This window comes from Brenneria sp. L4-2C, assembly GCF_040240335.1.
Taxonomy (GTDB): Bacteria; Pseudomonadota; Gammaproteobacteria; order Enterobacterales; family Enterobacteriaceae; genus Brenneria.
Window position 1 is genome coordinate 44,075 of the sequence record NZ_JBEIAC010000024.1, and the last position, 25,691, is coordinate 69,765.

Consider the following 25,691-nt stretch of genomic DNA (forward strand, 5'->3'; position numbering starts at 1 on the left):
GCCGCCCGGCGTCGGTCATGCCGGCGCGGGCATCATACGCAGGGTGATGCCCCAGAAAATCAACGCCGACAGGCTGACGGCGGCGCCGAGCATGCAGACGCCCGTCCAGCCGGCAGAGTCATAGACCAGAGTGGTCGCCATCGCGCCCAGCCCGCTGCCGACGCTGTAAAACAGCATATAACACCCCACCAGTCGGCTATGGGCATCCGGGCGGGTATTGAAAATCATGTTTTGGTTAGCCACATGAATCGCCTGAACCGCGAGATCCAGCGCGATAATACCGATGATCAACGCATACAGCGAAGAGAGCGTCAGCCCCAGCGGCAGCCACGCCGCCAGCAACAATAACAGGGCGCATCCGCTGACCCATTGTCCTCGCCCTTTATCCGCCCAGTCGCCCGCCTTGACGGCGGCCAGCGCGCCGAGTACGCCCGCTAAACCAAAGGCGCCGATCGCGGTGTGGGAAAGAGAATATGGCGCGGCGCTCAGCGGCAACACCAGCGCGCTCCAGAATATGTTCAGGGCGGCGAACATCAACAGAGCGATGCCGCCGCGTATTTGCAACGCGCGCTCCTCGCGCAGCAGCGCCAGCATAGAGAGCAGCATCGCCGGATAGGATAAGCGCCGTGCGGGCGGGGACTGATGCGGCAGCGCGCGCCACAGCGCGACGGCCAGCAATAACATCAGCAGGGCGGAAAAGAGATAAACGCCGCGCCAGCCCGTTAAATCGCTAATCATGCCTGACATCACGCGCGCCAGCAGCAGGCCGATCACCACGCCGCCCTGCGCCGCGCCGACGACGCATCCACGCTCCTGTGGCGCCGCCGCGCTCGCGGCATAAGCGATCAGCCCTTGCGTCATTGCGGTACCCAGCATCCCGACGGCCAGCATGCCGGCCAGTAAATAAACCGGCGAGGTCGTCAGCCCGACCGCGAGCAGCGCCGCCGTCAGCGCGCCAAGCTGGGCTAGCATTAAATGACGTCGGTTGACGAGATCGCCCAACGGCACCAGCAGCAATAACGCCAGCGCGCAGCCGACCTGGGTGGCGGTGATGACGCCGCCGATCGCCGCGGCGCCGATGTTAAAATCCGCCGACAGCGCGTCTAACAACGGTTGCGCATAATAGACGTTCGCCACGCTGAGCCCGCAGGCGGCCGCCAGCAAGAGCACCTTCAGGCGTGGCATGGCCGGCGGCGCGGGAGCGGGTAAGATTGATACGGCAATACGATTTTCTGTGGTCATGATACTATTCCGCATAGCAATGAGTTTCAAAATGCAACTGATTGCAGGGTAGTTATTGTGGTTTTAAAATGCAACTAAATTGAACGGCGTCAGTGAAAAACCAGCCGGCTGGCGCGGAGTCTGATAAGACGGAAACGGGATAAGAGAACGATGGTGAAACGCAAAAGTATGAAAGAAGATGCGTGTCCGGTGGCGCGTGCGCTGGATGTGATCGGCGATCGCTGGTCGTTGCTGATTATCCGCGATGCGTTTGACGAGCGTCGACGTTTCAGTGATTTTCAGCGTAGCCTGGGGGTGGCGCGAAATATTCTTACCGATCGTCTGCGCCGTCTGGTGGACGAGGGGATTCTGACGGTTCGGCCCGCGTCCGATGGTTCGGCCTATCAGGAATATGTGCTGACGCCAAAGGGGGTTCAGCTTTTCCCGTTGTTGGTCGGATTGCGGCAGTGGGGGGAGCGAAATCTGTTTGAACAAGATGAGCCGCGTTCGCAGTTGCTGGATCGGCAAACCGGCAAGCCTCTGCCGGTTATGACGCCGCGCTCCGCCGAGGGGCGTTTATTGGCGGCGCGGGATACCTACGTTCAGAAGGTCGACTGAGACGCCGACAGATGACGGGAGGATAGGTGGAAACAGACAACGATCTTGGCGCCATCGCGCGTTATTTGAAGAAGCTGCACGTACTGACGTTATGCGCGGGTGAAAATTCGGATTTATGGTGTGCGAGTTGCTTCTACACTTATGACGAACAACAGGTCGCTTTTTATGTGATGACGGAATTACACACTCGCCATGGCGAACTGATGTCGCGGCAACCGCAGATCGCCGGGACGGTAAGCGGCCAGCCGAAAAGCGTCATGCTGATTAAAGGCGTACAGTTCCGCGCGCGCGCGGAACGACTGGAAGGGGAGGACGAACAACAGGCTCGGACAGCTTACAATCGGCGTTTCCCGATCGCCAGAGCGGCGCATACGCCCATCTGGCGCTTGTATCTGACGGAATTGAAGATGACGGACAACACGTTGGGATTCGGAAAAAAGCATCGCTGGCAGCGTTAGTCGTTGGCTGCCGGCAACAGGGGGAGAAGTATGAGCCGGATATTGCTATTGGGAGCGACGGGGCTGGTAGGGAATGAATTGTTGCAGCTATTGAAGGCCAACAACCGGGTGGAAGTGATTTATGCGCCGACCCGTAAACCTTTGCCGCCATCGGAAATCGTGGTTAATCCGCATGATCCAGATCTGTCGGCGGCGTTTTCCCAGATTACCGAGCCTATTGATATCGCGTTTTGCTGTCTGGGATCGACCATCAAGGCGGCAGGCAGTAAACAGGCGTTTCGTCATGTGGACTACACGCTGGTGGTGGAGGGGGCAAAAGCGGCTTTGGCATTGGGCGCGAAACAGTTGCTGGCGGTCAGCGCCCTTGGCGCGAGTGCGAATTCGCTTTTCTTTTATTCGCGGGTGAAGGGCGAAACCGAGAAAGCGTTACGTGGGCAGGGATGGCAGCATCTGACCTTGGCCCGGCCGTCGCTATTATTGGGGAAAAGGCGGGAGAACCGTCCTTTGGAGAGTCTGACTGCGCCGCTATTGCGTATTTTCCCGGCAAAATGGCGGGCTATCGAAGGGAAGACGGTAGCGCAAGCGTTATTGAACCAGGCTTTTTCTCCCGAGCCCAAACCAAAGGTAACGATTTTGGAGTCAAATCGGTTACGCGCGCTGGGCAAGCAGAATGCATTCTTGTAGCAGGCGAACGCAAAGATTAGCGCAGGTAGTGGATAACCTGATTACTGCTGCCTCGCCAGATCAGGGCGGGATCTTTGAGATCCTGCACAAATTTGCCGTCCACCAGCACGTTAATCAGCGATACCACCTGCTGTTGCGCTTCGGTCAATTCGGCGAGCACGTAGCCCGTCCAGACCCATATGTCTTTACCCGGACACTCCGTGCGTATCCGCCGTACCAGTTGCAGAATATCGGGAACGTTCTGCGGGTGAAGCGGATCGCCGCCAGACAGCGTAATCCCCTGGCGGGGAATCTCGGTATCCTGAAGATCGGCGATGATCCGGTCCTGTAACGCCTGGGTAAACGGTTGGCCGGAGTTGAGCCGCCAGGTGCTTTTGTTGTAGCAACCGGGGCATTGGTGTACGCACCCTGACACAAACAACGTGCAGCGCGTTCCGGGACCGTTGACCACATCAACCGGGTAATACTGGTGATAATTCATGGCGTCTTTTACTACCGTAATGGGGCTTATCGCAATGTATCGCGGTTCGTCACGTCCGCGGGGAGATATCTCCGGCAAGGGCGCCTTGCCGGAGTGCGACGAGATCTATCCGGCGTAAATTAACCGAGTTGCCCGTTGCCTAAGTGTTTGATCCGGCGTTTGACTTCTTCCTGCTTACCGGCGTTGAACGGGCGGGCGTCCGGGCTGCCGAGGTAGCCGCAAACCCGCCGGGTAACGGATACGCGCGACGAATCGTGATTGCCGCATTTCGGGCAGGTAAACCCCTTGCTGGTACACTCGAACTCGCCGGTGAAGCCGCATTCGTAGCATTCATCGATCGGCGTATTGGTGCCGTAATAAGGTACGCGGTTGTAGCTGTAATCCCAGACGTCTTCCAGCGCCTTCAGGTTATGTTGCAGGTTGGGATACTCGCCGTAGCAGATGAAGCCGCCGTTCGCCAGATGCGGGTAAGGCGCTTCGAAGTCGATTTTCTCGTACGGGTTGACCTTCTTCTCCACATCCAGATGGAAGCTGTTGGTGTAATAGCCTTTGTCCGTCACGCCTTTGATCACGCCGAATTCGGCGGTATCCAGACGGCAGAAGCGATCGCACAGGTTTTCGCTCGGCGTGCTGTACAGGCTGAAGCCATAACCGGTTTCTTCTTTCCATTGGTCGGTCGCTTTTTTCAGGCGTGCGACGATAGCCACCGCTTTTTCACGCAGCGTGTCATTGTCGAATACGTGTACCTCGTTGCCGAACAGCGCGTTGATGGTTTCGTGGATGCCGATGTAACCCAGAGAAATGGACGCGCGCCCATTTTTGAAGATCTCCGCCACGCTGTCGTCCGCTTTTAAGCGCACGCCGCAGGCGCCTTCCATATACAGAATCGGCGCGACGCGCGCCTTCACGTTTTCCAGCCGGGCGATACGCGTCATCAGCGCTTTTTTCGCCAACGCCAAACGCTGGTCGAGCAGCGTCCAGAAGCGGTTTTCATCGCCGTCGGCTTCCAGCGCGATACGCGGCAGGTTCAGGCTGATGACCCCAAGATTGTTGCGGCCGTCGTGGATTTGCTCGCCGTTTTCCTCGTAGACGCCAAGGAAGCTGCGGCAGCCCATCGGCGTTTTGAATGAGCCGGTCACTTCAACGACCCGATCGTAATTCAGAATATCCGGATACATGCGCTTGCTGGCGCATTCCAGCGCCAGTTGCTTGATGCTGTAATTCGCATCGCCAGGCTTACGGTTCAGCCCGTCGCGCACGGCAAACACCAGTTTGGGGAATACCGCCGTTTTGTGATTTTTGCCTAACCCGGCGATACGATTGCGCAGAATCGATTCCTGGATCAATCTGGATTCCCAACTGGTACCCAGCCCAAAACCGAAGGTGACGAACGGCGTCTGGCCGTTGGCGGTATGCAGGGTGTTGACTTCGTACTCCAGGGACTGGAAGGCGTCGTAACACTCTTTTTCCGTCCGGGTGCGGGCATAGCCTTCCTCATCGGGAATATGCCATTCCCGCGCCACGGCCTGATGCTTTTTATGGCTGGCGGCGACGAACGGCGCCAGAATTTCATCGATGCGGTTAATCGTCGTGCCGCCGTAAATATGGCTGGCGACCTGAGCAATAATCTGCGCGGTGACGGCGGTGGCGGTAGAAATCGATTTCGGCGGTTCGATTTCCGCGTTGCCCATCTTGAATCCTTTGGTCAGCATGCCGCCGAGGTCAATCAGCATGCAGTTGAACATCGGGAAAAAGGGCGAGTAATCAAGATCGTGGTAGTGGATCTCGCCGCGCTCATGGGCAAGCACCACATCACGCGGCAGGATATACTGTTTGGCGTAGTGTTTGGCCACGATGCCGGCCAGCAGATCGCGCTGGGTAGGGATGACTTTACTGTCTTTATTGGCGTTTTCGTTCAGCAAAGCCATATTGCTCTGCTCCACCAGCCCGCGGATCTCCTGGTTCAGCCGGCCGTGGCGTTCGCGCGCGATATCGCGGTCATGGCGATATTCTATATAGGTACGCGCCAGCTGCTTGTATTTGCCGGACATCAACAGATTTTCAACTGCATCCTGGATATGGCGAATATCTACGCGTCGTTTATCCTGCATTTGTTGGGCGACGGCGGCGGCCACGGTCGCACAGTAATCAGAATCGTCGATACCAGCAGCTTGTGCCGCTCGCTCTACGGCCTCTTTGATACGAATTTCATCAAAAGGTACCTGGCAGCCATCCCGTTTAATCACTACTGGTTTCACGTTCTGTTCCTCTGTTGATGTTATCCACAGGTAAACCACAGCGGTAAATAAAGAAGGTCCGCTGTGGATGACATTGTGGATAACCACTATATATGGATATTTTTAATATAATAGACCCTATATGTAGTTCTTGGTTCGAGAAAGTACGCGTTTTGTTGATCTAAAACAAAGAATTCAGAACTCAGCCGAAAGGCTGCTCAGCGCGCATTTTTTGTACAGTTAAAGACGCTTGATTTGGCTCATTTTTTTGGATGGGGTCAACATGTTGCATTTTTGAAGAAGGCGTCAGCTTTTTTATTGCTGGCGCATTTTTGCGCTTGTCACTCGTTTTCAGCGATACCGGATATTACGTTCGATGATGGACGGCGGGTCGCCTGTCACCTTTACAGCGCCTGATATGCGGCGCTCCGTTTTCCCTTATCGCTCAGCAACCGGAAAAGGCGGGAGCTGGCGAAACGTATTCAGCAGCCCTTCCGACCACGCCTTGCGGATCTTGATGAAGTAGTCATCGCTTTCGGTGATACGCTGCTGTCCGCCGGCATCGAAACTGTCCGCACGATAAATCATCACGTCCAGCGGCAGCCCCACCGACAGGTTGCTGCGCAGGGTTGAGTCAATGGAGATCAGCGCGCAGCACATCGCCTGTTCGAGCGGCGTATCCATGCTCAGCACCCGGTCGATAATCGGTTTACCGTACTTGCTCTCGCCAATCTGAAAATACGGCGTGTCTTTGGTGGCCTCGATAAAGTTGCCTTCCGGGTAAATATGGAACAGCCGCGGCTCTTCGCCGCTAATCTGACCGCCGAGAATAAGGTTGCAGCCGAAATTGGTATTGCTGCCGCTTTGCTGGGATTGACTGTCGCGGTAGATCACTTCGCGCACGGTTTCCCCCAGCAGCATCGCCGCATCGTACATGGAGTCGGCCTGCAACAGGTTCGGCGTTTCCTGCGCCTCGATGCGCGCGCTAAGCAGGCTGATGATGCTTTGCGTGGTGGCCAGATTGCCGGCGGATTGGATCACCAGAACGCGTTGACCCTCATCATGAAAAACATGAAGTTTTTTGAAAGTCGCAATATGATCGACTCCGGCATTGGTACGGGAATCTGAAGCAAACACTAAACCGTCGGACAGACGCATGGCCACACAGTACGTCATAACCACCTTCTCGTTAAAAATTTACTGTTGCTGCTGTACCTGCTGTTGTCGTTCAAACAGCCGGACTTCAGCCTCGGAAAACATCTCTTCACATCCGCCGCCGACCCGCGTACCGCGAACCGGACAGGCATCAAGATAATCCATGCCGACCGCCAACAGCAAATGCTGATTGAGCTGACAGGTATTGTTCGTAATATCAAAACTTTGCCAGCGATCATTGAGCCACGCCTGCGCCCAGGCGTGCATAGCCACATGCTGCGTATCCTCACTGTAGACATAGCCGCTGGCATAGCGGGCGGGGATATTCAGGCTGCGGCAGCAGGCCAGAAAAACATGGGTATGATCCTGACAGACGCCCTTTTGCATGGCGAACGCTTCGGCCGCGGTGTCCTGCACCTGCGTTGCGCCGGGAGTATACGGCATTTTCAACCGCAATTCCGTCATCAATGCGATCAGACTTTCTTCGGGCGACGCCGGCTGATAATAACGCCTGGCGAATTCGCGGATATTGCGATCGGCCTCCGTCAACGGCGTGACGCGCAAGAATACCAGCGGCGAGAGCGTATCGGTCTCGCTGTAGTAATAAGACTCTTCTGCGTTATCGGCGATTTCCACCACACCTTGAGCGTGAATGGTGATGTCGCGATGCGGCATGTCGAGGGTCAGCACATGCATGATGTTGCCGTAGGTATCGGTGGTGGCGACGGCCGAAGCGGGCAGCGTCAGGTTCCACGACTGAATCTGCTGACGGGCTGAATTCTGCGGCGTCAGGCGCAGATACTGGGTGCTGAACTTCACTTCCTCATCGTAACGATAATGCGTCAGGTGATTAATGGTCAGTTTCATAGCGCCTCCAGATAGGTGTGACGGATACTGTCAGCCAGTTCATTGATTTTAATTAAAAAGTGCTTCAGATAGGCGTCCAGCCCCTCTTCCATAATGTCGTCCATCGTGCTGAAACGCAGTTCGACGTTCAGAAGATGGGCCAGGCGTCGGGGCTCTTTGGCCCGCTTGCTGCCGATGGCCTCCAACTGCTGCACCAGATCGTCCACGCAGGCGTGCAGCGAACGCGGCACATCCTCACGTAATATCAGCAGTTCGGTCACGGTTTCACGGCTGATCGGCTGGCGATAGATGCTATGGTAGGCCTCGCGGGCGCTGACCGCCCGCAGCAGCGTATCCAGCCGGTAATATTCACGCACGGGATCCGGGTCGCTATTCAACTGCTGGTTTTTCAAATCGAGCAGTTGCGCGGTGGCGTAGGCGCGTTCGATCAGCGTGCCGAGCCGGATAAAGTTTTGCGCGTCGCCGCGCAGCAAGGTGCCGAACATCGCGCCCCGGAACAGGTGCGCGCGCTCCTTAACCCAGTCGAAGAAGGCGTCAATGCCGATTTTATCCACCCCCTGATAGCGCAGGTTACGAATATCGATCCGGGTGGCGTTGATGCATTCCCAGATTTCGGAAGAGAGGCTGCCGCGCACGGCGTGGGCGTTATTCCAGGCCATCTCGATGCAGTTATAAATACTGCTGGGGTTTTGGCTGTCCAGCGCGAAGAAATTCAGCAGGTTGTTCATGGAGAAACGCGAATAACGTTCCTGAAACAACTCATGCGTATAGGTCAGGTTCAGCGGTAGCGCCAAATCGCGCTGCTGCTGGCTGTGACGCGGCATCATGGACAGCTTGTAGGTCACGTCCAGAACCCGGGCGAGGCTTTCGGCCCGCTCCAGATAACGGGCCATCCAATAGAGTTCACTGGCTGTACGGCTTAACATTATTCATCCTCCTCCATGACCCAGGTATCTTTGGTGCCGCCGCCTTGCGAGGAGTTGACCACCAATGAACCTTCCGTTAATGCGACGCGGGTCAGACCGCCGGGAATCAGGCGGATCTCTTCCCCTGACAGCGCGAACGGGCGCAAATCGATATGGCGGGGAGCCAGTCCGTCTTCCACAAAGGTCGGGCAGGTGGAGAGCGCCAGCGTTTCCTGAGCGATATAATTGTGCGGATTCGCCAACAGGCGCTGGCGGAAATCCTCGATTTCCCGACGCGTCGCCCGCGGGCCGACCAACATGCCGTATCCTCCCGCGCCGTGTACTTCTTTCACCACCATGCTATCCAGGTTGTTGAGTACATGGCTCAACGCTTTGGGATCGCGGCACTGCCAGGTCGGGATATTGCCCAAAATCGGTTCTTCAGACAGGTAGAAGCGAATCATCTCCGGGACGTAAGGATAGATGGACTTATCATCCGCGACGCCGGTGCCGATGGCGTTCGCCAGCACCACGCCGCCGGCGCGGTACACCGACAGCAGACCGGGGACGCCCAGCATGGAGTCCGAGCGGAACGCCAGCGGATCGAGGAACGCGTCATCCACCCGGCGATAAATGACGTCCACCCGGCACGGGCCTTCGGTGGTGCGCATGTAGACCGCGCCTTCTTTCACAAACAGATCGGCGCTTTCCACCAGTTCGACGCCCATCTGCTGAGCGAGGAAACTGTGTTCGAAATAGGCGCTGTTGAATCGCCCCGGCGTCATCACCACCACGGTGGGGTCGTCGACCAGCGTGCTTTCCCGCAGCGTTTGCAGCAGATAGCTGGGGTAACGTTCGACGGGGGCGATATGCTGTCTGGCGAAGAGATCCGGATAGAGCCGCATCATCATTTTGCGGTTTTCCAGCATGTAGGACACGCCGGAAGGGGTGCGCAGGTTATCCTCCAGCACGTAATAATTACCATCGCTGTTGCGCACCATATCGATACCGGTGATATGGGCGTAAATGTTGTTGTGTAAATGCACCCCCTGCATACAGGGTTGGTATTGCTCGTTCGCCAGCACCTGTTCGCTGGGAATAATACCGGCTTTAAGAATATGCTGTTGATGATAGATATCGTACAAAAAGGCATTCAACGCCTGTACCCGCTGGCGAATGCCGAGATCGAGCAGGCGCCATTCGTGAGCGGGAATAATGCGCGGGACGCTGTCGAAAGGAATTAAACGTTCGGTGCCGCCTTCTTCGCCATAGACGTTGAAGGTGATGCCTACGCGGTGAAACAACAGTTCAGCCTGCTCTTTTTTTTGCCTGATTGCCTGTTGATCGGTCTGTTGCAGCCATTGCCAATAGGAATTGTAGTGTTGGCGTTGTTCGCCTTCTGCGGAAAGCATCTCGTCATAGTAAGACGGTATTGGAAGCGTCATTTTTATCATTGTCATCCTCTGGCATCACGCTGAAAAAGTGATAACAGGATGATGCATAAAATGCGCCATATTGAAAAAACGAGCGAATGTGCCGGTATTGCCATTTTTTCGCACTGCGCTGGTGCGTGGCTTTCCATGAATGCACTATTTCGGTGGGGCGAGAAAACGTCATGGCGAGCAAGGGCGGGGAAAACGGCTGGGAACGTTTCTCAATAAAGCAATGCGTCGGCCTGCGGCGTGGCGGGCAAAAAACCACCCGCCGGCAACAAGACGCCACTAAAGGGTGCGTCTTTGGGGCATGATGCTCAATAATGGGGCTTAGCGACGTACCGCGATCGCTTCAATTTCGATTTTTACATCTTTGGGCAGACGAGCGACTTCGACGCAGGAACGGGCGGGAAACGGCGCATTATGTTCGCTAAAGAAAGCCTCATAGGCGGCGTTGACGGTGGTGAAATCGTTCAAATCTTTAACGAATACCGTCGTTTTAACGATATCGGAAACTTTCAGACCGGCGGCTTCCACAATCGCCTGAACGTTAGCCAGAGACTGGCGCGCCTGAGCCGTCACGTCATCGGCGACCAGACCGGTTTTCGGATCGACGGGGATCTGGCCGGAAGTGATGATAAGGCTGCCCAGATCGACGCCCTGAACATAAGGGCCAATGGCTGCCGGAGCGTGTTCGGTGCTGATGTTGCGTGACATAGTATCTCCTTGTGTGACGTATCAATAACGCGAAGATGCCATTATTCAAAAAAGCGCCGCCTCAGGCAATGATTGCGAGCGGAACGCGCCGAAGAAACCGTCGGCGCGTTCTTTTATGATTAATATCAAAGGGCGGAATCAGTGATTCTGCAATACCGCCTGCCGCTCAAATTCTTTTTCGCAGTATTTACACTTCAACTGCACTTCGCCTTCGCGCAGCTTCACGCGGAATGAGGATGAAACCGGCTCTGTGCGGCTGATGCAGTTGCTGTTCGGGCAGGTTAAGACATCGTCGATGTGATCGGGCAGCGTCGGCGCCAGTTTGCGCACCACATTGTAGTCATCGATCTGGTTTACCGTGGCCTGCGGCGCATATATCGCCAGTTGGTTCGCCTGCTGTTCGGTGAGGAAAACATTTTCGATTTTGATCAGATCCTTGCGGCCAAGCTGGTTGGAGGGCAGGTTCAGGCCGATGGTAATACGCTGGTCGGTCGCGGTCAGTTTGAATAAGGTCAGCAGCTTAAAGCCCACCTGCGCGGGGATGTGGTCGATAACCGTGCCGCGTTTGATGGCTTCCACCTGTAATTTATTATCGTGAGTCATGACTATTCCTCTTTTCTCTCACAGAACCAGTTCGCGATTCAATACCATCGCCAGCAGCGCCTGACGGGCGTAAATACCATTTCCCGCCTGTTGGAAGTAGTAAGCGTAGGGGGTTTTATCCACGTCAGTGGTGATTTCGTCAATGCGCGGCAGCGGGTGCAGCACTTTCAGGTTGGCGCGCGCGTGGTCCAGATCGGCGGCCCGCAGAATGAACTGCGCCTTGATGTTGATGTATTCGGACGGGTCCAAACGCTCTTTCTGTACCCGGGTCATGTACAGAATATCCAGATCGGCGACCACATCCTCAATGCTGCTGTGCAGGCTGTAGGTAATGTTTTTTTCTTCCAGCATTTTCAGAATGTAATCCGGCATCGCCAGCGCATCCGGGGCGATGAAGTAGAAACGGTTGCCCTCGAATTTCGCCAGCGCCTGGGTAAGCGAGTGAACGGTGCGGCCGTATTTCAGGTCGCCCACCATGGCGATATTGATGTTGCTCAGGCGGCCCTGGGTTTCTTGTATGGTGAACAGGTCGAGCAGCGTTTGCGTCGGATGCTGGTTGGCGCCGTCGCCGGCGTTGAGTACCGGAATACCGCCGGAAAATTCGGTGGCGAGGCGGGAGGCGCCTTCCTGGGGATGACGCATGACGATCGCATCCACATACTGGCTGATGACCGAGATGGTGTCGGCCAGCGTTTCGCCTTTTTTGCCCAGCGAGGTGTTGCTGCTGTCGGCAAAGCCAACGACGGAGGCGCCCAGGCGGTGCATGGCGGTTTCAAAAGATAACCGGGTGCGCGTTGACGCCTCGAAAAAACAGCTGGCGATCACTTTGTGTTTTAACAACTCGGGTTGGGGATTCGCTTTCAGACTGGCGGCAACCTGCAATGCCAGTTCCAGATCCTCGCGACTGAGATCGTTAATTGAAATGACATGTTTTTGATAAAGCGGATTGACCATTTTTATATTTTCTCCCAACGGTTAGGCCTGATAAGCAGATATTCGCCACAAACGACGGCTCGAAGGGTGACCGCCAGGGATGGCTGGCCACAAAAAAAAAGCCCCTCAACGAGGGGCTTTTTTATGAACGATCGGTCAAGCAATGGAAGGAAAACGCCTGCCGGCTGCCGGACGGCAGTTGTGGTTGATAACCAGCATGAACGGCGAATTTTTTTATGCAGCGGCGCATGTTCCCTCCCGGCAAATTGTCGGGAATTATACGCTCAGAAGAGGCCAATTCAAGCGTGAAACCTGATTTTTTTACAATCCCGCACCCCGTGATTCCCAATGCCGCCATCCCCGCAGTTCCAATACCGTCATCCCCGCGTCAGTAGGCGGGGATCTGCCGCTGGAACCGTGAATAGCCCTTGACTGATTCCCGCCAGCGCGGGGATGACGGGACGGGAGTATTGCAAGGGGGGACGGGGAAAGCGTGGCTGATAACGCCGGCGTTCCTCTCCGATATACCAACCGGCAGAATCAATCCTGGCTCAGCGTCGCCACCATCACGGCTTTAATGGTGTGCATGCGGTTTTCCGCCTGATCGAACACGATGCTGTGCGCGGACTCGAACACCTCATCGGTGACTTCCATACCGCCATGCAGGCCGTACTGTTCGGCCATTTGTTTGCCGAGCGTGGTCTGGTCGTCATGAAACGCCGGCAGACAGTGCAGGAATTTCACCTGTGGATTACCGGTCGCGGCAATCATCGCCATGTTGACCTGATAAGGTTTCAGCAGGGCGATACGTTCCTGCCAGACTTCCTTGGGTTCGCCCATGGATACCCAGACGTCGGTATAGATGTAGTCGACATCGGTCACGCCGGCGGCGATATCCTCCGTCAGGGTGATGTTGCCGCCGGTTTGTTTGGCGACCGCCTGACACTCCGCCACCAGTCCCGCTTCCGGCCAGCAGGCCCTGGGCGCGATCAGACGTAAATCGAGCCCGGTCAAGGCGGCGGCTTCCAGCATGGTATTGCCCATATTGTTACGGGCGTCGCCCACGTAGGCCATTTTCATCTCCGACAGCGGTTTGGCCGGTAAATGTTCCTGCATTGTCAGCAGATCCGCCAGCAGTTGCGTCGGATGGAATTCATCCGTCAGCCCGTTCCAGACCGGGACGCCGGCATATTGCGCCAGCGTTTCGACGATTTGCTGGCCGTAGCCGCGATACTGAATGCCGTCGTACATTCTTCCCAGGACGCGCGCCGTATCCTTGATGGATTCTTTATGGCCGATTTGACTGCCGCTCGGCGCCAGGTAGGTCACCTGCGCTCCCTGATCGTATGCAGCAACTTCGAAAGAGCAACGCGTACGGGTTGAATCTTTTTCGAAGATGAGTGCGATGTTTTTGCCATGCAAACGGCGGACTTCTTTGCCGCTTTTTTTATCGGCTTTCAGTTCCGCCGCCAGGGCCAAAAGGTTGGCGATGTCCACTGGCGAAAAATCCATTAATCTTAAAAAATGACGCTTGTAAAATGACTTCATGACGCATATCTCCAGACTGATCAATGCTAATGATTGAATTAAAATTCACTTTATATGTGTAATTATTCAAATTCAAGTGCCAGGGGCAAACTTTATGGTGGAGACGGCCGCAGGGCTGTGGGAGAATGGCGCAATATTACGTCGGTTAATGAGGACTGAGGAATGGCAAACCGCGAATTGCTGGAAGAACAACGTGAAGAAACACGGCTGATCATCGAAGAACTGCTGGATGACGGCAGCGATCCGGATGCGCTTTATACCATTGAGCACCATTTCTCGGCCGAGAAATTCGACGTGCTGGAAAAAGTCGCCGTAGAGGCGTTCAAGCTGGGCTATGAAGTGACGGATGCGGAAGAGCTGGAAGTGGAAGACGGCGTTCTCTTGATGTGCTGCGACGCGATCAGCGAAGTATCGTTGAATGCGGAGGTGATCGACGCTCAGGTGGAACAACTGCTGACGCTGGCTGAACAGTATGGCGTGAACTATGACGGCTGGGGTACCTACTTTGAAGATCCCGATGGCGAAGAAGGCGAGGAAGGGGACGACGAAGACTTCTATGACGAAGACGATGACGGAAAACGTCATTAAGCATGAGTTTCATAGCGCCGTGGGGAAAACCCACGGCTGAACTGGTTGACATCCTGTCCGCAATTGTCGCGAAATCCCATTACCGCATTTTCCCCATCCGTTTATTCCACGCCGTTGAACCCGCAACGATCCTGAGCGCGCACAAAGGGAAAAGAGGGAGGACGGGATGACGCTACAGCGTTTTCAGCATGTTCACTTCACAATCGGTGTGTCGGGTATTGCCCATGGCTTGGGGGATATGTTCGAAGCCCAGCGACTGGTACAAGCGGATGGCGCTGGTTAAATGCGCGGTCGTTTCCAGATAGCAGCGGCGGAAACCGTGTTGACGGGCAAAATCCAGCGCCAGCAAAGCGAGTTGTCTGGCCAGTCCCTTGCCGCGCAGAACCGGTAAAAAATACATTTTTTGCAGTTCGCACACATCCGCATCGCCGCCTGTCAGCGGCGCGATGCCGCCGCCGCCGACGACTTCACCTTCATACTCCAGTATCCAATAGGCGCTGTCCGGCTGACTGTACAGTTCAAACAGGCTATCCAGATTCGGGTCGGATACGGTGTAGCCTTTGTCGGCCGTCAAATTGAATTCAGCGGACACGCGGCGGATAACACGAGCGATAGCCGCGTTGTCTTGCGCCGCGATCGGACGAATTCGATAGTTGGCGGGGATGGCGGTTGTCATGATATTTACTCTTGTTGTTGCGGTCTCGGGTTCACACCAGTGCTGGCGATTGTAATACCATTGAATCCTGATTTGATGCAATGACCGATTGCTGCCGATGGGGGCTAAGCGTAATGGCGATGCGGCGATGAACCGGCGCAAGACGAGAATGCGCCTACAGTGAAGCACGGCATAAAACGGATCGCCGTTTAGCTGGTTACCGGCGCGGCTGTACGGACCAAAAGGGTCATACAAGCGTGCCGTAGCGCTCTGTTATTATAAAATGGTTATATAAAATTCTGTCATAAATAAAATTATCGGAAAATAATATTTATTCATTATTAATATGCCGGGTTTCCCGGCATCTATTTCTAATAAAAATGCACATCAGCATAATAAATACGCCACGCGTTGTTTTATGGCGATCGCATGGCTTTTTTTATCTGCGGCCCAGAACGCTTAACATGTTAACTTCCTTAAAGTATTTGCCTTTTATTTGATATCCGCGCGAATGAGATTCTTCTTATTTCAGAAATCCTGTTTTCGGTGTGAATATGTAACCAATCATTTAATTCTATGGTACAAAAATAATGACAAGGATTGCTCCTTTCGATTATTTGTATAAAAAAATCAAATCATTAAATAACTCTCGCCGTTCAGGAACGTATTTTTTACGTTATTTGCTATTAACGGTTCCTTTACCTTTCTTTGCAATGCCGGCGAATGCGGCCGATCAGATCGATAACCGGCAGATTAACCAGCAGCAGATCAATCAACAGGAACGGCAGCGGGCGCAGGAGCGCCAATTGACGCCGCAGGCGCCGGATGTTCGTTTACAGCAGCCCGGTTCTTTTCTGACTCGCCTGCATTTCCCGGTGGAAATGACCCGGTGCTTCCCGATCAAAAAAGTCGAACTGCATGGCACTCAAGCGTTCCCAGGCTGGCTGCCGTTGCAGCGGCTGGCCGATCAGGCGGTGGATCATTGTCTGGGCGCGAAAGGGATCAATTTGCTGATGAGCGCTTTGCAGAACCGTCTGATCGATCACGGCTATGTAACCGCGCGCGTTCTGGCGCCGGCGCAGGATCTGAACAGCGGTACGCTGACGCTTGCCATCGTGCCGGGCTACGTCCGCAGCGTGAAACTGACGGCGGACAGCGATGACTATATTCGGCTCTACAGCGCTTTTCCGGCGCATGAGGGGAACCTGCTCGACCTGCGCGATATCGAACAGGGGCTGGAAAATTTGCAGCGCCTGCCCACCGTACAGGCGAGCATGGAAATTATTCCCGGAGAACAACCGGGCGAGAGCGATATCGTCATTACCCGCAAGCAGGAAAAGATGTGGCGTCTCGGCCTGTCGCTCGATGACTCCGGAACCAGAAGCACCGGCCGCTATCAGGGGGGCGCCACGCTGTCGCTGGATAATCCCTTCTCACTCAGCGATCTCCTTTATGTCTCCGCCAGCCGCGATTTGCATGGCGAAGGCGGTAAGAGAAGCCGCAATTATATGGCGCATTACTCGGTTCCCTTTGGTTACTGGACGCTGGGCGTTACCGGCAGCGATTATGACTATCACCAGACGGTGGCCGGTTTAAATGAGGATTACCTGTACAGCGGCAAAAGTAAAAATCTCGATGTGCAGTTAAGCCGCGTGCTGCACCGCAGCAGCAGCCAGAAAACGACGTTTACCTATAACGTACTGGCGCGCGAAACCCGCAACTATATCAATGACACCGAGGTGGAGGTGCAGCGTCGCCAGACCGCCGCATGGCGCCTGGGGCTGCAACACCGTCACTATATCGGCCAGGCCACGCTTGACGCCGGCGTCAGCTACCAGCGCGGCACCCGTTGGTTCGGCGCGCGTCCTGCGCCGGAGGAGTTTGCCGGCGATGCCACCGCGCTCGGCAAAATTCTTGCGTTTAACGCCCAGCTTGACGTGCCTTTCACCATCGGCTCGCAGACGTTCCGCTACAACGTGCAGTACCTGCGCCAGATGAGCAACACGCCGCTGACTCCCCAGGATCAGTTCGCTATCGGCAACCGCTGGACGGTGCGCGGTTTTGATGGCGAACGCACGCTGAACGCCAGCAGCGGTTGGTATGTGCGTAACGATCTGGCCTGGCGGACGCCGTTGCCGAATCAGGAACTGTATCTGGGCGTCGACTACGGCGAAGTGAGCGGCGCGGTGACGGAGCAACTGGTCGGCAATCATCTGGCGGGCGGCGTCGCCGGTCTGCGCGGTTACGTACTCAATACCAGTTATGACCTGTTTGCCGGCGTGCCTTTCTCGAAACCGGACGGCTTTGAAACCGACCCCGTCACGCTTGGGTTCAACCTTCACTGGAGCTGGTAATGCGCGTCGGAAATTATGATATCAAAGCGCCGCTGATCCTGGGCGGCGAGGCGAACGAAGCGGAAGCGCTCGGCGCTGCCGTATGGCTGTGGATGCACTCGCCGTTGCATCGCGATGCGCCGTTACATGCGCTGCCGACGCTGCTGCTGCCCATCATCAAACGCCGGCAGTATGTATTGGTCGCCGAGCAGACGCGTCCGGTTTTCTTTCTGAGCTGGGCGTGGCTCAACCTGGAATCGGAAGCGCGCTACCTGACCCGTCCCGCCATCCATATGAAGGAAGAGGACTGGGACAGCGGCGATCGGATGTGGCTTTGCGACTGGATCGCCCCTTTCGGCCATACCGCCGAGATGAACAAACTGATGCGGGATGACATTTTCCCCGACCTCTGCGCCCGCGCGTTGTACCACCGCGGGCGGGAACGCGGTAAACGCGTGTTGATGTTCCACGGCGCGCGCGTAAGCCGCGAAGCGGCGGGAAACTGGCGTAAAGCGCACCCATTAACCATTGAACTGCCGGAAGTTTTTACAGGAAGGACACCGGGATGAACAAGAATCTGTATCGTATCGTTTTTAACAAAGCGCGCGGCATGCTGATGGTGGTGGCGGATATCGCCCGCTCCGGACGCGCCGGTTCTTCGCCTTCTTCCGGCATTGGGCATACGCATGCTCGTCTCATCGGCAAAGTCGGCGCGATCAGCTTCGGCATCTGGTTGGCGATGGGGGCGATACAGCCCGCGCAGGCGAATATTGTGGCTGACCGCGGCGCGCCGAAAAACCAGCAGCCGACCATTCTCAACAGCGCCAACGGCACGCCGCAGGTCAATATTCAGACGCCCTCCGCAGGCGGCGTCTCGCGCAACAATTTCAGCCAGTTCGATGTCGATCAGAAAGGCGTCATCCTCAATAACTCGCGGAAAAACACGCAGACGCAGTTGGGGGGAATGGTGACGGGCAACCCGTGGCTGGCCAAAGGCGAGGCCAAAATCATCCTCAATGAGGTCAACTCGCGCGACCCGAGCCGGCTGAATGGTTTTGTGGAGGTGGCGGGCAACAAGGCGCAGGTGGTGATCGCCAACCCGTCCGGCATTACCTGTAGCGGCTGCGGCTTTATCAACGCCAATCGCGCCACGCTCACCACCGGCCAGGTGCAGATGAACAACGGCAACATCACCGGCTATAACGTCGAGCGCGGAGAGGTGACGGTGGATGGCGCGGGAATGGATACCTCCGGCGCCGATTACACCGATATCATCGCCCGTTCGGTAAAAGTCAACGCCGGGCTGTGGGCAAAAGATTTGAAGGTTACCACCGGGCGCAACAAGGTTGATGCCGGGCATGACCGTATCGAACAAACCGCCGGCGATGCCGCCACCGCCCCGCAACTGGCGGTGGATACCTCCGCTCTCGGCGGCATGTACGCGGGTAAAATCCGCATGGTCGGCACCGAAAGCGGCGTGGGCGTGCGGAATGCGGGCGCCATCGGCGCGCAGGCCGGCAGCGTGGTGATTACCGCCGACGGGCGTATTGAAAACAGCGGGGCCATCGGCGCCGGCGACGACGCGCAACTGGCGTCGAACAGCGGCATCAGCAATAGCGGCGCGATTCGCGCCGGGAATAACGCCGACATCCGGAGTAACGGCGCGCTCAGCAACAGCGGCTCCGTCATTGCGGGCAACAATGCGCAACTCCAGGCCGCCACGCTGACCAGCAGTAAGGGAAGCCTGCTGGCGGCAGGCGTGAAAGATAACGGGAAACTGGCGGATAAAGGCGATTTGCAATTGAGCGCCGGCGGCCAGTTGAACGCGCACGGCACGACGCTGGCGGGCGGCAACATCAGCGTCCGCGCTCAGGGGGCGGATCTCAGCGCCAGCCAGACGCAGGCAACGCAGGTTGAACTGGACGCCGGGAAAGGCAATCTCAACACGCAAAACGCTCAGGTTTACGCGCAGCGGTTGACGGCGAGTACCGACGGGCGACTGAACAACGATGGCGGTACGCTTAGCGCCGACGCGCTCACCCTTTCCGCGCAGAGCATGTCAAACCGGCAGGGCGAAATCGTCCAGACCGGCAGCGGCGATCTGTCGCTAAACCTGCCGGGCGCGCTGAATAACCGGCAGGGTAACATCGCCGCCAATGGCAACGTCAACTTAGACGTCCAGTCGATTGACAATCAGAGCGGCAAGGTGCTGGCGGCGCAGAACGGCAGCCTGAAGGCGCAGGTGAAAGGCGCGCTGGATAACCGAAAAGGGACGCTGGCGGCGGTCGGCAATACGACCGTCAACGCCGACGCGCTCAACAATGAAGAAGGTCTGATCTCCGCTTCGACCGGCAAAGGCGAGATTCGCAGCCGACAGGCCGTCAACAACCGCAAAGGACGCATTGAGGCGTCCCAATCTCAGCGCATTGAATCCGCCGGGCTGGGGAATCAGCAGGGCGTGGCGCTGGCCGAGAAGCTCGATCTGGCGCTGAATGAGGGTACGCTTAATAATCAGTCCGGCATGCTGCTCTCTTATGGCGCGATGGGGATCAACAGCGGCGCGCTGGATAACCGGAACGGCTCGGTAATCAGCCGCGGCGCGCTGACCTACAAAGGTCTGACGGTGGACAACAGCAACGGGTTGTTCGGCTCGGAACAGGCGCTGGCGGCAGACTTCGCCACCTTCCTTAATGCAGGCGGTTCGATCAAATCCGGCGGCGGAATGACGCTTAACGCCGGCCAATGGCTGGACAACAGCGGCGGCGTCATCGGCGCGAATAACGCGTTCTCGCTTGATGCCGGCGAACTGCGCAACCGGCAAGGTACGCTGGTCAGCGGCGAGTCGGCGTCGATTAACGCCGATACTCTGGACAACCGGGGCGGACAACTGGCGGCGCAAACAGGGTTGACGCTTCGCGGCGCGCGGATCAACAACGACGGCGGCGGTCTGATTCAGAGCGGCGGCGCGTTAGGCGTCAGCGTCGGCGAGCTCACTAACCGCAACAGCGGCGAGAAAGGCGGTTTGGTGAGTCAGGAGGCAATGACGTTGGCGACCGATTCTTTCGCCAATAGCCACGGCCTTATCCTTGCCGGCGACACCTTCTCATTGACCGGCGGCCAGTTTGACAACGCCTACGGGCAGTTGGTCGCCGCCAATGCGCTGACGTTCTCGTTAAGCGACGGACTGACGAACCGCGCCGGGCTGATTCAGGGCGGCAGCGTCGCGCTTGATGCTCAGGGGCAGGCGTTCGACAACTCCGCGGGGACGCTCAACAGCCTCGGCGAGCTGACGCTGAACAGCGGCGTAGTGAATAATCAGGGCGGTACGCTGGCGGCCAAAGGCGCGCTCGATCTGACGGCCGCGGATCTGGATAACCGCGGCAAGGGGCGTGTTATCGGTGAATCTAACGTCGGTTTGCATACCGGCAGGCTGCAAAACGGCGGCGGTCAGATTCAGTCGGTGGGCGATTTGCTGATCGATAACGCCAAAGGCGCGGTGGATAACGTCTCCGGGCTTATCCGCAGCGGCGCGAATCTGACCCTTAACGCGCTTAATTTGGTTAACCGCAACACCCAGGGCGCGAATCAGGGGCTGGAAGGCCAGACCGTCAACCTCAGCGCCAGCGGACTCAACAACCAGAACGGCAGCATCCTGGCCGATAGCGCGCTGACGATTAGCAATAACGGCGAGCTGAACAACAGCGCGGGGACGCTGGCCGCTGCCGGCGCGCTGAAGGTGAACGGTTCGGGACTGAACCTCATCAACCGGGACGGCGTGGCGAAGGCCGGCGAGCAACTGGATATCCGGGCGAATAACATTGACGGCAGCGGGCAATTGCTATCGCTTGGCGACATGACGCTGCAAAGCAATCAGTCGTTCGCCAATAGCGGTACGACGATCGCCAACGGCGATGTCACGCTCGTCACGCCGGCAAGCATTACCAACAGCGGCAGTCTGCTGGCGGGAGGGACGCTCGATCTGCACGGCGGCGACCTGACAAATGCGGCCGACGGCGAAATCAATGCCGGAGAGAACCGGCTGAACGTCGACGGCACGCTGCTTAACTACGGACTGATTGACGGCGGCTACACGCGTCTTACCGCCGATACGCTCACCAACAGCGGCAGCGGGCGTATTTACGGCGATTTCATCGGCGTGCATGCGGTAACGTTCAACAACCTGGCTGAAAACGGCGCGGCGGCCACGCTTGCCGGGCGCGAACGCGTCGATATCGGCGTGCGGACGCTTAACAACAGCGGGCACGGCCTGATCTATAGCGCGGGCGATATGGTTATCGGCGGCGCGCTGGCGGCCAACGGCGCGGCGACCGGGCTGGCGGATACCATCAACAACCACAGCGCCACCATCGAGTCCGCCGGGAATATGACGATTGCCGCCGGGCAGATCAATAACATCAACGACAACTTTTCCACCGAGTTCGTCACCGTTTCCAGCGGGCCGGTAACCGAATATCAGCATGCCGGCTCGCCCAACCGCTGGCAGGCCGACGAGAAGGGCGTTTTCGTCGACGGCAACTCATCAAACGGCCTGCGCAACCTGAACACGCCGGAAGATACCGGCGCGAACAACGACAGCTTCAGTCAGTACGACTACGTTCGTACGGTTCAGGAGACGCGGATTAAAACGTCCGACCCGGCGCAGATCCTCGCGGGCGGCGACATGACGTTCGCCGGCGATACGCTTTTCAACGATAAAAGCCGGATTGTCGCGGGCGGTACGCTGGCCATCAGCGACATGAAAGAGATTAAAAACGACGATGTGTCCGGCGAACGTCATACCAGCGATGCGGGCTGGGTGACGCACTACTATCGCATCCGTCATAAAGGATCGGATGAGCAGGGCGCGGATCGTTCCGTCTATACCCCGCCGACGGTGATTCAGACCATCGCGCTGAAGCCGGGTCAGCTTGTCGGCGACAGCGAGGTTCAGGGCAGCGCGATCGACCTTGCTACCCTGACGCCGCAGGCGATCGACGTGACCATCGGCCAGACGGGAACGGTCGCGGCGCAGGTGAATAGCGATGCGCGCGTGGCGCAATTGCAGACGGTTTCCGCCGGCGAACCGGTTACCCCGCCGCCGGGCCAGCAGTTTGAGGTTAATCCTCCCGAAGGGACTATCCGCATTGTCGGCCCGGACACGACATTGCCGGATAACAGCCTGTTCACCGTTAATCCATCGACGGACGTGCCTTATCTGGTGGAAACCGATCCGCGTTTCACCAATGAGAAACAGTGGCTCGGCAGCGATTATATGCAGGACGCGTTCAGTCAGAACGGCGATAACACCGCCAAACGTCTGGGCGACGGCTACTACGAGCAGCGCTTGGTGCGCGAGCAGGTGATCAATCTGACCGGGCAGCGCTATCTTGAGGGCTACGCCAACGACGAAGAGCAATTTAAGGCGTTAATGGAGCAGGGCATTAAGTTCGGCAAAGCGTACTCGCTGAAGCTGGGCGTGGCGCTGACGCCGGATCAGATGTCGCTTTTGACCGGCGATATCGTCTGGCTGGTGAATACCGAGGTGAATATGCCGGATGGTTCACGGCAGTCGGTGCTGGTGCCGCAGGTTTACGCCAAAGTGAAACCCGGCGATATCGATGGCTCCGGGGCGTTGATGGCCGGCAACAATGTGGCGATGAAGCTCGACGGCGATCTGTTTAACCGCGGCACCATCGCGGGACGCAGCGTGGTGCAGTTGGATGCCGACAATATCATCAACCAGGCCGGTGTTATTCAGGGGGCCGATGTCCGCCTGAACGCCCGGACGGATATCAGCAATATCGGCGGTATTCTTCAGGGCAACGACAGTCTGCTGGCGGTCGCCGGCCGCGATATTAACGCGACCTCCACCACCCGCAGCGCGGAAAGCGCCGCGGATCGGAATCATTTCGCCAGAACCACCATCGACAGCGTGTCCGGTATTTACGTTCAGGGCGAGGACGGCAAATTTACCCTTCAGGCCGCTCGCGATCTGAACCTGACCGCCGCCCAGCTCGTGAACAGCGGCGAGAATGGCCAGACGCGGCTGGTCGCCGGACGGGATGTGAACCTGAATACCGTCTCGACCGCCAGCAGCGACGAGCTGGTCTGGGACGCGGAGAACACGCTGAAGCAAAGCCGGCGCGACAGCGTGGGCAGCGAAGTGGTCGCCAGCGGCGATGTGATACTGGCGGCGGGCAACGACATTGATGCGCGGGCGGCGTCGCTCTCCTCAGAGAATGCGCTGCAACTGAGCGCCGGCCATGACGTGAATATTCAGGGGGCGGAGAACGTCCTCGATCTGGATGAGCGCCATAAGGTGACGGGCAGCAGCGGGTGGCTGTCGAAAACCACCACCCGCACGCATGACGTCGTTTCCCGTCAGACGATACAGGGCAGCGAGCTGAGCGGCGATACGGTGGACATCACGGCGGGCAATGACCTGACGGTGCTGGGCAGCAGCGTGGCGGGCAGCGGCGACGTGTCGCTGCTGGCGGGCAACGATCTGAGCGTCGGCGGCATGAGCGAGCGCAATAGCGAACTGCATCAGAAACAGGAGAAAAAATCCGGCCTGATGAGCTCGGGCGGCATCGGTTTCAGCATCGGTACGCAAAGCCTGAAAATGACCGATACCGGTCAGGATACGACGCAACTGGGCAGCACCCTCGGCAGCGTGAACGGCGACCTGACGCTCGGGGCGGGCAATCATCTCGCGGTGACCGGTTCGGAACTGGTGGCGGGCAACGATATGACGCTCAGCGGCAAGCGCGTCGACATCGAAGCGGCGCGGAATCAGAGCCGGCAGACGCACGAAGTGGAGCAGAAAACGTCCGGCCTGACGCTGGCGCTTTCCGGTGCGGCGGGCAGCGCGCTCAGCAGCGCGGTGGCGGCGACGCAGGATGCGAAATCGGCGGGCAACAGCCGTCTTCAGGCGTTGCAGGGGGTCAAGGCGGCGCTGAGCGGCGTGCAGGCGACGCAGGCGGCCCGTCTGGACGCGGCGCAAGGGGGCGATCCGGCGAACAATAATACGGTGGGCGTCAGCCTTTCTTACGGCAGCCAGTCCTCGAAGTCGACGCAGCGCAGCGAGCATAGCACGGCGCAGGGCAGCAGCCTGGCGGCGGGCAACGATCTGAGCATCGCCGCGCAAGGCCGGGACGGCGATCTGACGGTACAAGGCAGCCAGCTCAAGGCGGGGAACAACGTGCAGCTTGCCGCGAACCGGGACATCAATCTGCTTTCGGCGGAAAACACCCAGCAGTTGGAGGGCAAAAACGAAAGCCGCGGCGGCAGCGTCGGGGTAGGGATCGGTGTGGGTTCCGGCGGCTGGGGCATCAGCGTTTCCGCCAGCGTCAACAAGGGCAAAGGCAGCGAGAGCGGCAACGGCGTCACCCATACGGAAACCACGGTGGATGCGGGACGTCAGGTGACGATGCTGAGCGGACGCGACACCACGCTCACCGGCGCGCAGGTGAGCGGCGAAACGGTGAAAGCGCAGGTGGGGCGCAACCTGACGATGACCTCGGAGCAGGACAGCGACCGCTACGACGCGAAGCAGCGTAACGCCAGCGCAGGCGGCAGCTTCACGTTTGGCTCGATGAGCGGCTCGGCGAACGTCAACCTGAGCCGGGAGAAAATGCACAGCAACTACGACTCGGTGGTTGAACAAACGGGCATCTTCGCGGGCAAGGGCGGCTTTGATGTAACGGTGGGCGAACATACCCAGCTCAACGGCGCGGTCATCGGCTCGACCGCGACGGCGGATAAAAACCGGCTCGACACGGGAACGCTGGGATTCAGCGATATAGAAAACCGGGCGGACTACGAGGTGGAGAGTCAGAGCGTGGGGATGAGTACCGGCGGCAGCATTGGCGGGCAGTTCGCGGGCAATATGGCGAATGGCCTGCTGGTGGGGGAAAACGGGGAAGGGCATGATAGCAGCACCACCCGCTCGGCGGTCTCGGAAGGGACGATAACGATCCGTAACCCGGACAGTCAGACGCAGGACGTGGCAGACCTGAACCGCGATGTGGCGCAGGCGAACCAGACGCTCTCGCCGATATTCGACAAGGAAAAAGAGCAGCAGCGGTTGCAGGAAGCGCTGCTGATAGGCGAAATTGGCACTCAGGCGGCGGATATCGCACGCACGGAGGGGCAAATCCGGGCGATAAACGCGGCGAAAGAGAAACACCCGAATTATAGCGCCGAGCAACTGCGAGAAACGGCTATCTACAAAGCCGAGATGCGGAAATATGGCA

At 57.6% G+C, this 25,691-nt stretch carries 20 protein-coding genes and 1 pseudogene; 7 read left to right on the forward strand and 14 right to left on the reverse strand.

The window, feature by feature from the left end:
• Positions 1 to 15: 15 nt before the first annotated feature.
• On the reverse strand, positions 16 to 1,242 hold the full coding sequence (locus tag ABRZ26_RS22330) for an MFS transporter (RefSeq protein WP_319606298.1): 1,227 nt from the start codon (positions 1,240 to 1,242) through the stop codon (positions 16 to 18).
• Between the two features lie 150 nt (positions 1,243 to 1,392).
• Between ABRZ26_RS22330 and ABRZ26_RS22335 the strand changes: the two genes are divergently transcribed.
• The 3 genes from ABRZ26_RS22335 to ABRZ26_RS22345 are packed head-to-tail and all read left to right on the forward strand — an operon-like array spanning position 1,393 to position 2,981.
• Positions 1,393 to 1,839 carry a winged helix-turn-helix transcriptional regulator gene (locus tag ABRZ26_RS22335; RefSeq protein ID WP_319606299.1) on the forward strand — a complete coding sequence of 149 codons (447 nt, stop codon included), beginning with the start codon at positions 1,393 to 1,395 and terminating at the stop codon, positions 1,837 to 1,839.
• Between the two features lie 26 nt (positions 1,840 to 1,865).
• On the forward strand, positions 1,866 to 2,297 hold the full coding sequence (locus ABRZ26_RS22340) for a YhbP family protein (protein WP_319606300.1): 432 nt from the start codon (positions 1,866 to 1,868) through the stop codon (positions 2,295 to 2,297).
• Between the two features lie 30 nt (positions 2,298 to 2,327).
• Entirely contained in the window at positions 2,328 to 2,981 is a 654-nt protein-coding gene (locus tag ABRZ26_RS22345; RefSeq protein ID WP_319606301.1) for a Rossmann-fold NAD(P)-binding domain-containing protein, read from the forward strand.
• A gap of 16 nt (positions 2,982 to 2,997) precedes the next feature.
• Here the strand turns inward: ABRZ26_RS22345 and nrdG are convergent, their stop codons facing one another.
• The 12 genes and pseudogenes from nrdG to argL all read right to left on the reverse strand — a co-directional run.
• The gene (gene nrdG / locus ABRZ26_RS22350; protein ID WP_319606302.1) at positions 2,998 to 3,462 is read right to left on the reverse strand and encodes an anaerobic ribonucleoside-triphosphate reductase-activating protein; all 465 of its coding nucleotides are present in this window, start codon (positions 3,460 to 3,462) and stop codon (positions 2,998 to 3,000) included.
• Between the two features lie 119 nt (positions 3,463 to 3,581).
• Positions 3,582 to 5,720: an anaerobic ribonucleoside-triphosphate reductase gene (nrdD, locus tag ABRZ26_RS22355; protein ID WP_319606303.1), complete on the reverse strand. Its 2,139-nt coding sequence runs from the start codon at positions 5,718 to 5,720 to the stop codon at positions 3,582 to 3,584.
• 417 nt (positions 5,721 to 6,137) lie between these two features.
• Positions 6,138 to 6,875, reverse strand: a complete 738-nt coding sequence (locus ABRZ26_RS22360; RefSeq protein ID WP_319606304.1) for a proteasome-type protease — start codon at positions 6,873 to 6,875, stop codon at positions 6,138 to 6,140.
• A 21-nt stretch (positions 6,876 to 6,896) separates the two neighbouring features.
• Positions 6,897 to 7,721: a transglutaminase family protein gene (locus tag ABRZ26_RS22365; protein WP_319606305.1), complete on the reverse strand. Its 825-nt coding sequence runs from the start codon at positions 7,719 to 7,721 to the stop codon at positions 6,897 to 6,899.
• The gene (locus ABRZ26_RS22370) at positions 7,718 to 8,647 is read right to left on the reverse strand and encodes an alpha-E domain-containing protein (protein ID WP_319606306.1); all 930 of its coding nucleotides are present in this window, start codon (positions 8,645 to 8,647) and stop codon (positions 7,718 to 7,720) included. The genes ABRZ26_RS22365 and ABRZ26_RS22370 overlap by 4 nt, the downstream gene beginning before the upstream one ends.
• The gene (locus tag ABRZ26_RS22375; RefSeq protein ID WP_319606307.1) at positions 8,647 to 10,080 is read right to left on the reverse strand and encodes a circularly permuted type 2 ATP-grasp protein; all 1,434 of its coding nucleotides are present in this window, start codon (positions 10,078 to 10,080) and stop codon (positions 8,647 to 8,649) included. The genes ABRZ26_RS22370 and ABRZ26_RS22375 overlap by 1 nt, the downstream gene beginning before the upstream one ends.
• Before the next feature lie 309 nt (positions 10,081 to 10,389).
• Positions 10,390 to 10,776, reverse strand: coding sequence for a 2-iminobutanoate/2-iminopropanoate deaminase (gene ridA / locus ABRZ26_RS22380; protein ID WP_319606308.1), 387 nt, complete (start codon positions 10,774 to 10,776; stop codon positions 10,390 to 10,392).
• Positions 10,777 to 10,914: 138 nt separating this feature from the next.
• On the reverse strand, positions 10,915 to 11,379 hold the full coding sequence (pyrI, locus tag ABRZ26_RS22385) for an aspartate carbamoyltransferase regulatory subunit (protein ID WP_319606309.1): 465 nt from the start codon (positions 11,377 to 11,379) through the stop codon (positions 10,915 to 10,917).
• Between the two features lie 18 nt (positions 11,380 to 11,397).
• Entirely contained in the window at positions 11,398 to 12,333 is a 936-nt protein-coding gene (pyrB, locus tag ABRZ26_RS22390; RefSeq protein WP_319606310.1) for an aspartate carbamoyltransferase, read from the reverse strand.
• Between the two features lie 121 nt (positions 12,334 to 12,454).
• Positions 12,455 to 12,670 (reverse strand): hypothetical protein, encoded by a 216-nt coding sequence (locus tag ABRZ26_RS22395; RefSeq protein ID WP_319606311.1) that lies wholly within the window; start codon positions 12,668 to 12,670, stop codon positions 12,455 to 12,457.
• A gap of 182 nt (positions 12,671 to 12,852) precedes the next feature.
• The gene (argF, locus tag ABRZ26_RS22400) at positions 12,853 to 13,860 is read right to left on the reverse strand and encodes an ornithine carbamoyltransferase (RefSeq protein ID WP_319606312.1); all 1,008 of its coding nucleotides are present in this window, start codon (positions 13,858 to 13,860) and stop codon (positions 12,853 to 12,855) included.
• Positions 13,861 to 13,888: 28 nt separating this feature from the next.
• Positions 13,889 to 13,936 (reverse strand): annotated as a pseudogene (gene argL / locus ABRZ26_RS25115) (putative translational regulatory protein ArgL); the annotation flags it as partial.
• Between the two features lie 86 nt (positions 13,937 to 14,022).
• Here argL and rraB point away from each other — a divergent pair.
• Positions 14,023 to 14,448, forward strand: coding sequence for a ribonuclease E inhibitor RraB (rraB, locus tag ABRZ26_RS22405; protein ID WP_319606313.1), 426 nt, complete (start codon positions 14,023 to 14,025; stop codon positions 14,446 to 14,448).
• A gap of 172 nt (positions 14,449 to 14,620) precedes the next feature.
• Here the strand turns inward: rraB and ABRZ26_RS22410 are convergent, their stop codons facing one another.
• Positions 14,621 to 15,124 carry a GNAT family N-acetyltransferase gene (locus ABRZ26_RS22410; protein ID WP_319606314.1) on the reverse strand — a complete coding sequence of 168 codons (504 nt, stop codon included), beginning with the start codon at positions 15,122 to 15,124 and terminating at the stop codon, positions 14,621 to 14,623.
• A gap of 692 nt (positions 15,125 to 15,816) precedes the next feature.
• On the opposite strand from ABRZ26_RS22410, the gene ABRZ26_RS22415 reads away from it, so the two are divergent.
• From ABRZ26_RS22415 to ABRZ26_RS22425, 3 genes are all read left to right on the forward strand, one after another.
• Positions 15,817 to 17,457: a ShlB/FhaC/HecB family hemolysin secretion/activation protein gene (locus ABRZ26_RS22415; RefSeq protein ID WP_319606319.1), complete on the forward strand. Its 1,641-nt coding sequence runs from the start codon at positions 15,817 to 15,819 to the stop codon at positions 17,455 to 17,457.
• Positions 17,457 to 18,005 carry a toxin-activating lysine-acyltransferase gene (locus ABRZ26_RS22420; protein WP_319606315.1) on the forward strand — a complete coding sequence of 183 codons (549 nt, stop codon included), beginning with the start codon at positions 17,457 to 17,459 and terminating at the stop codon, positions 18,003 to 18,005. Before ABRZ26_RS22415 ends, ABRZ26_RS22420 begins: the two co-directional genes overlap by 1 nt.
• Positions 18,002 to 25,691: two-partner secretion domain-containing protein (locus tag ABRZ26_RS22425; RefSeq protein WP_319606317.1), on the forward strand; the 7,690-nt coding region annotated here is incomplete at its 3' end. The genes ABRZ26_RS22420 and ABRZ26_RS22425, both read left to right, overlap by 4 nt.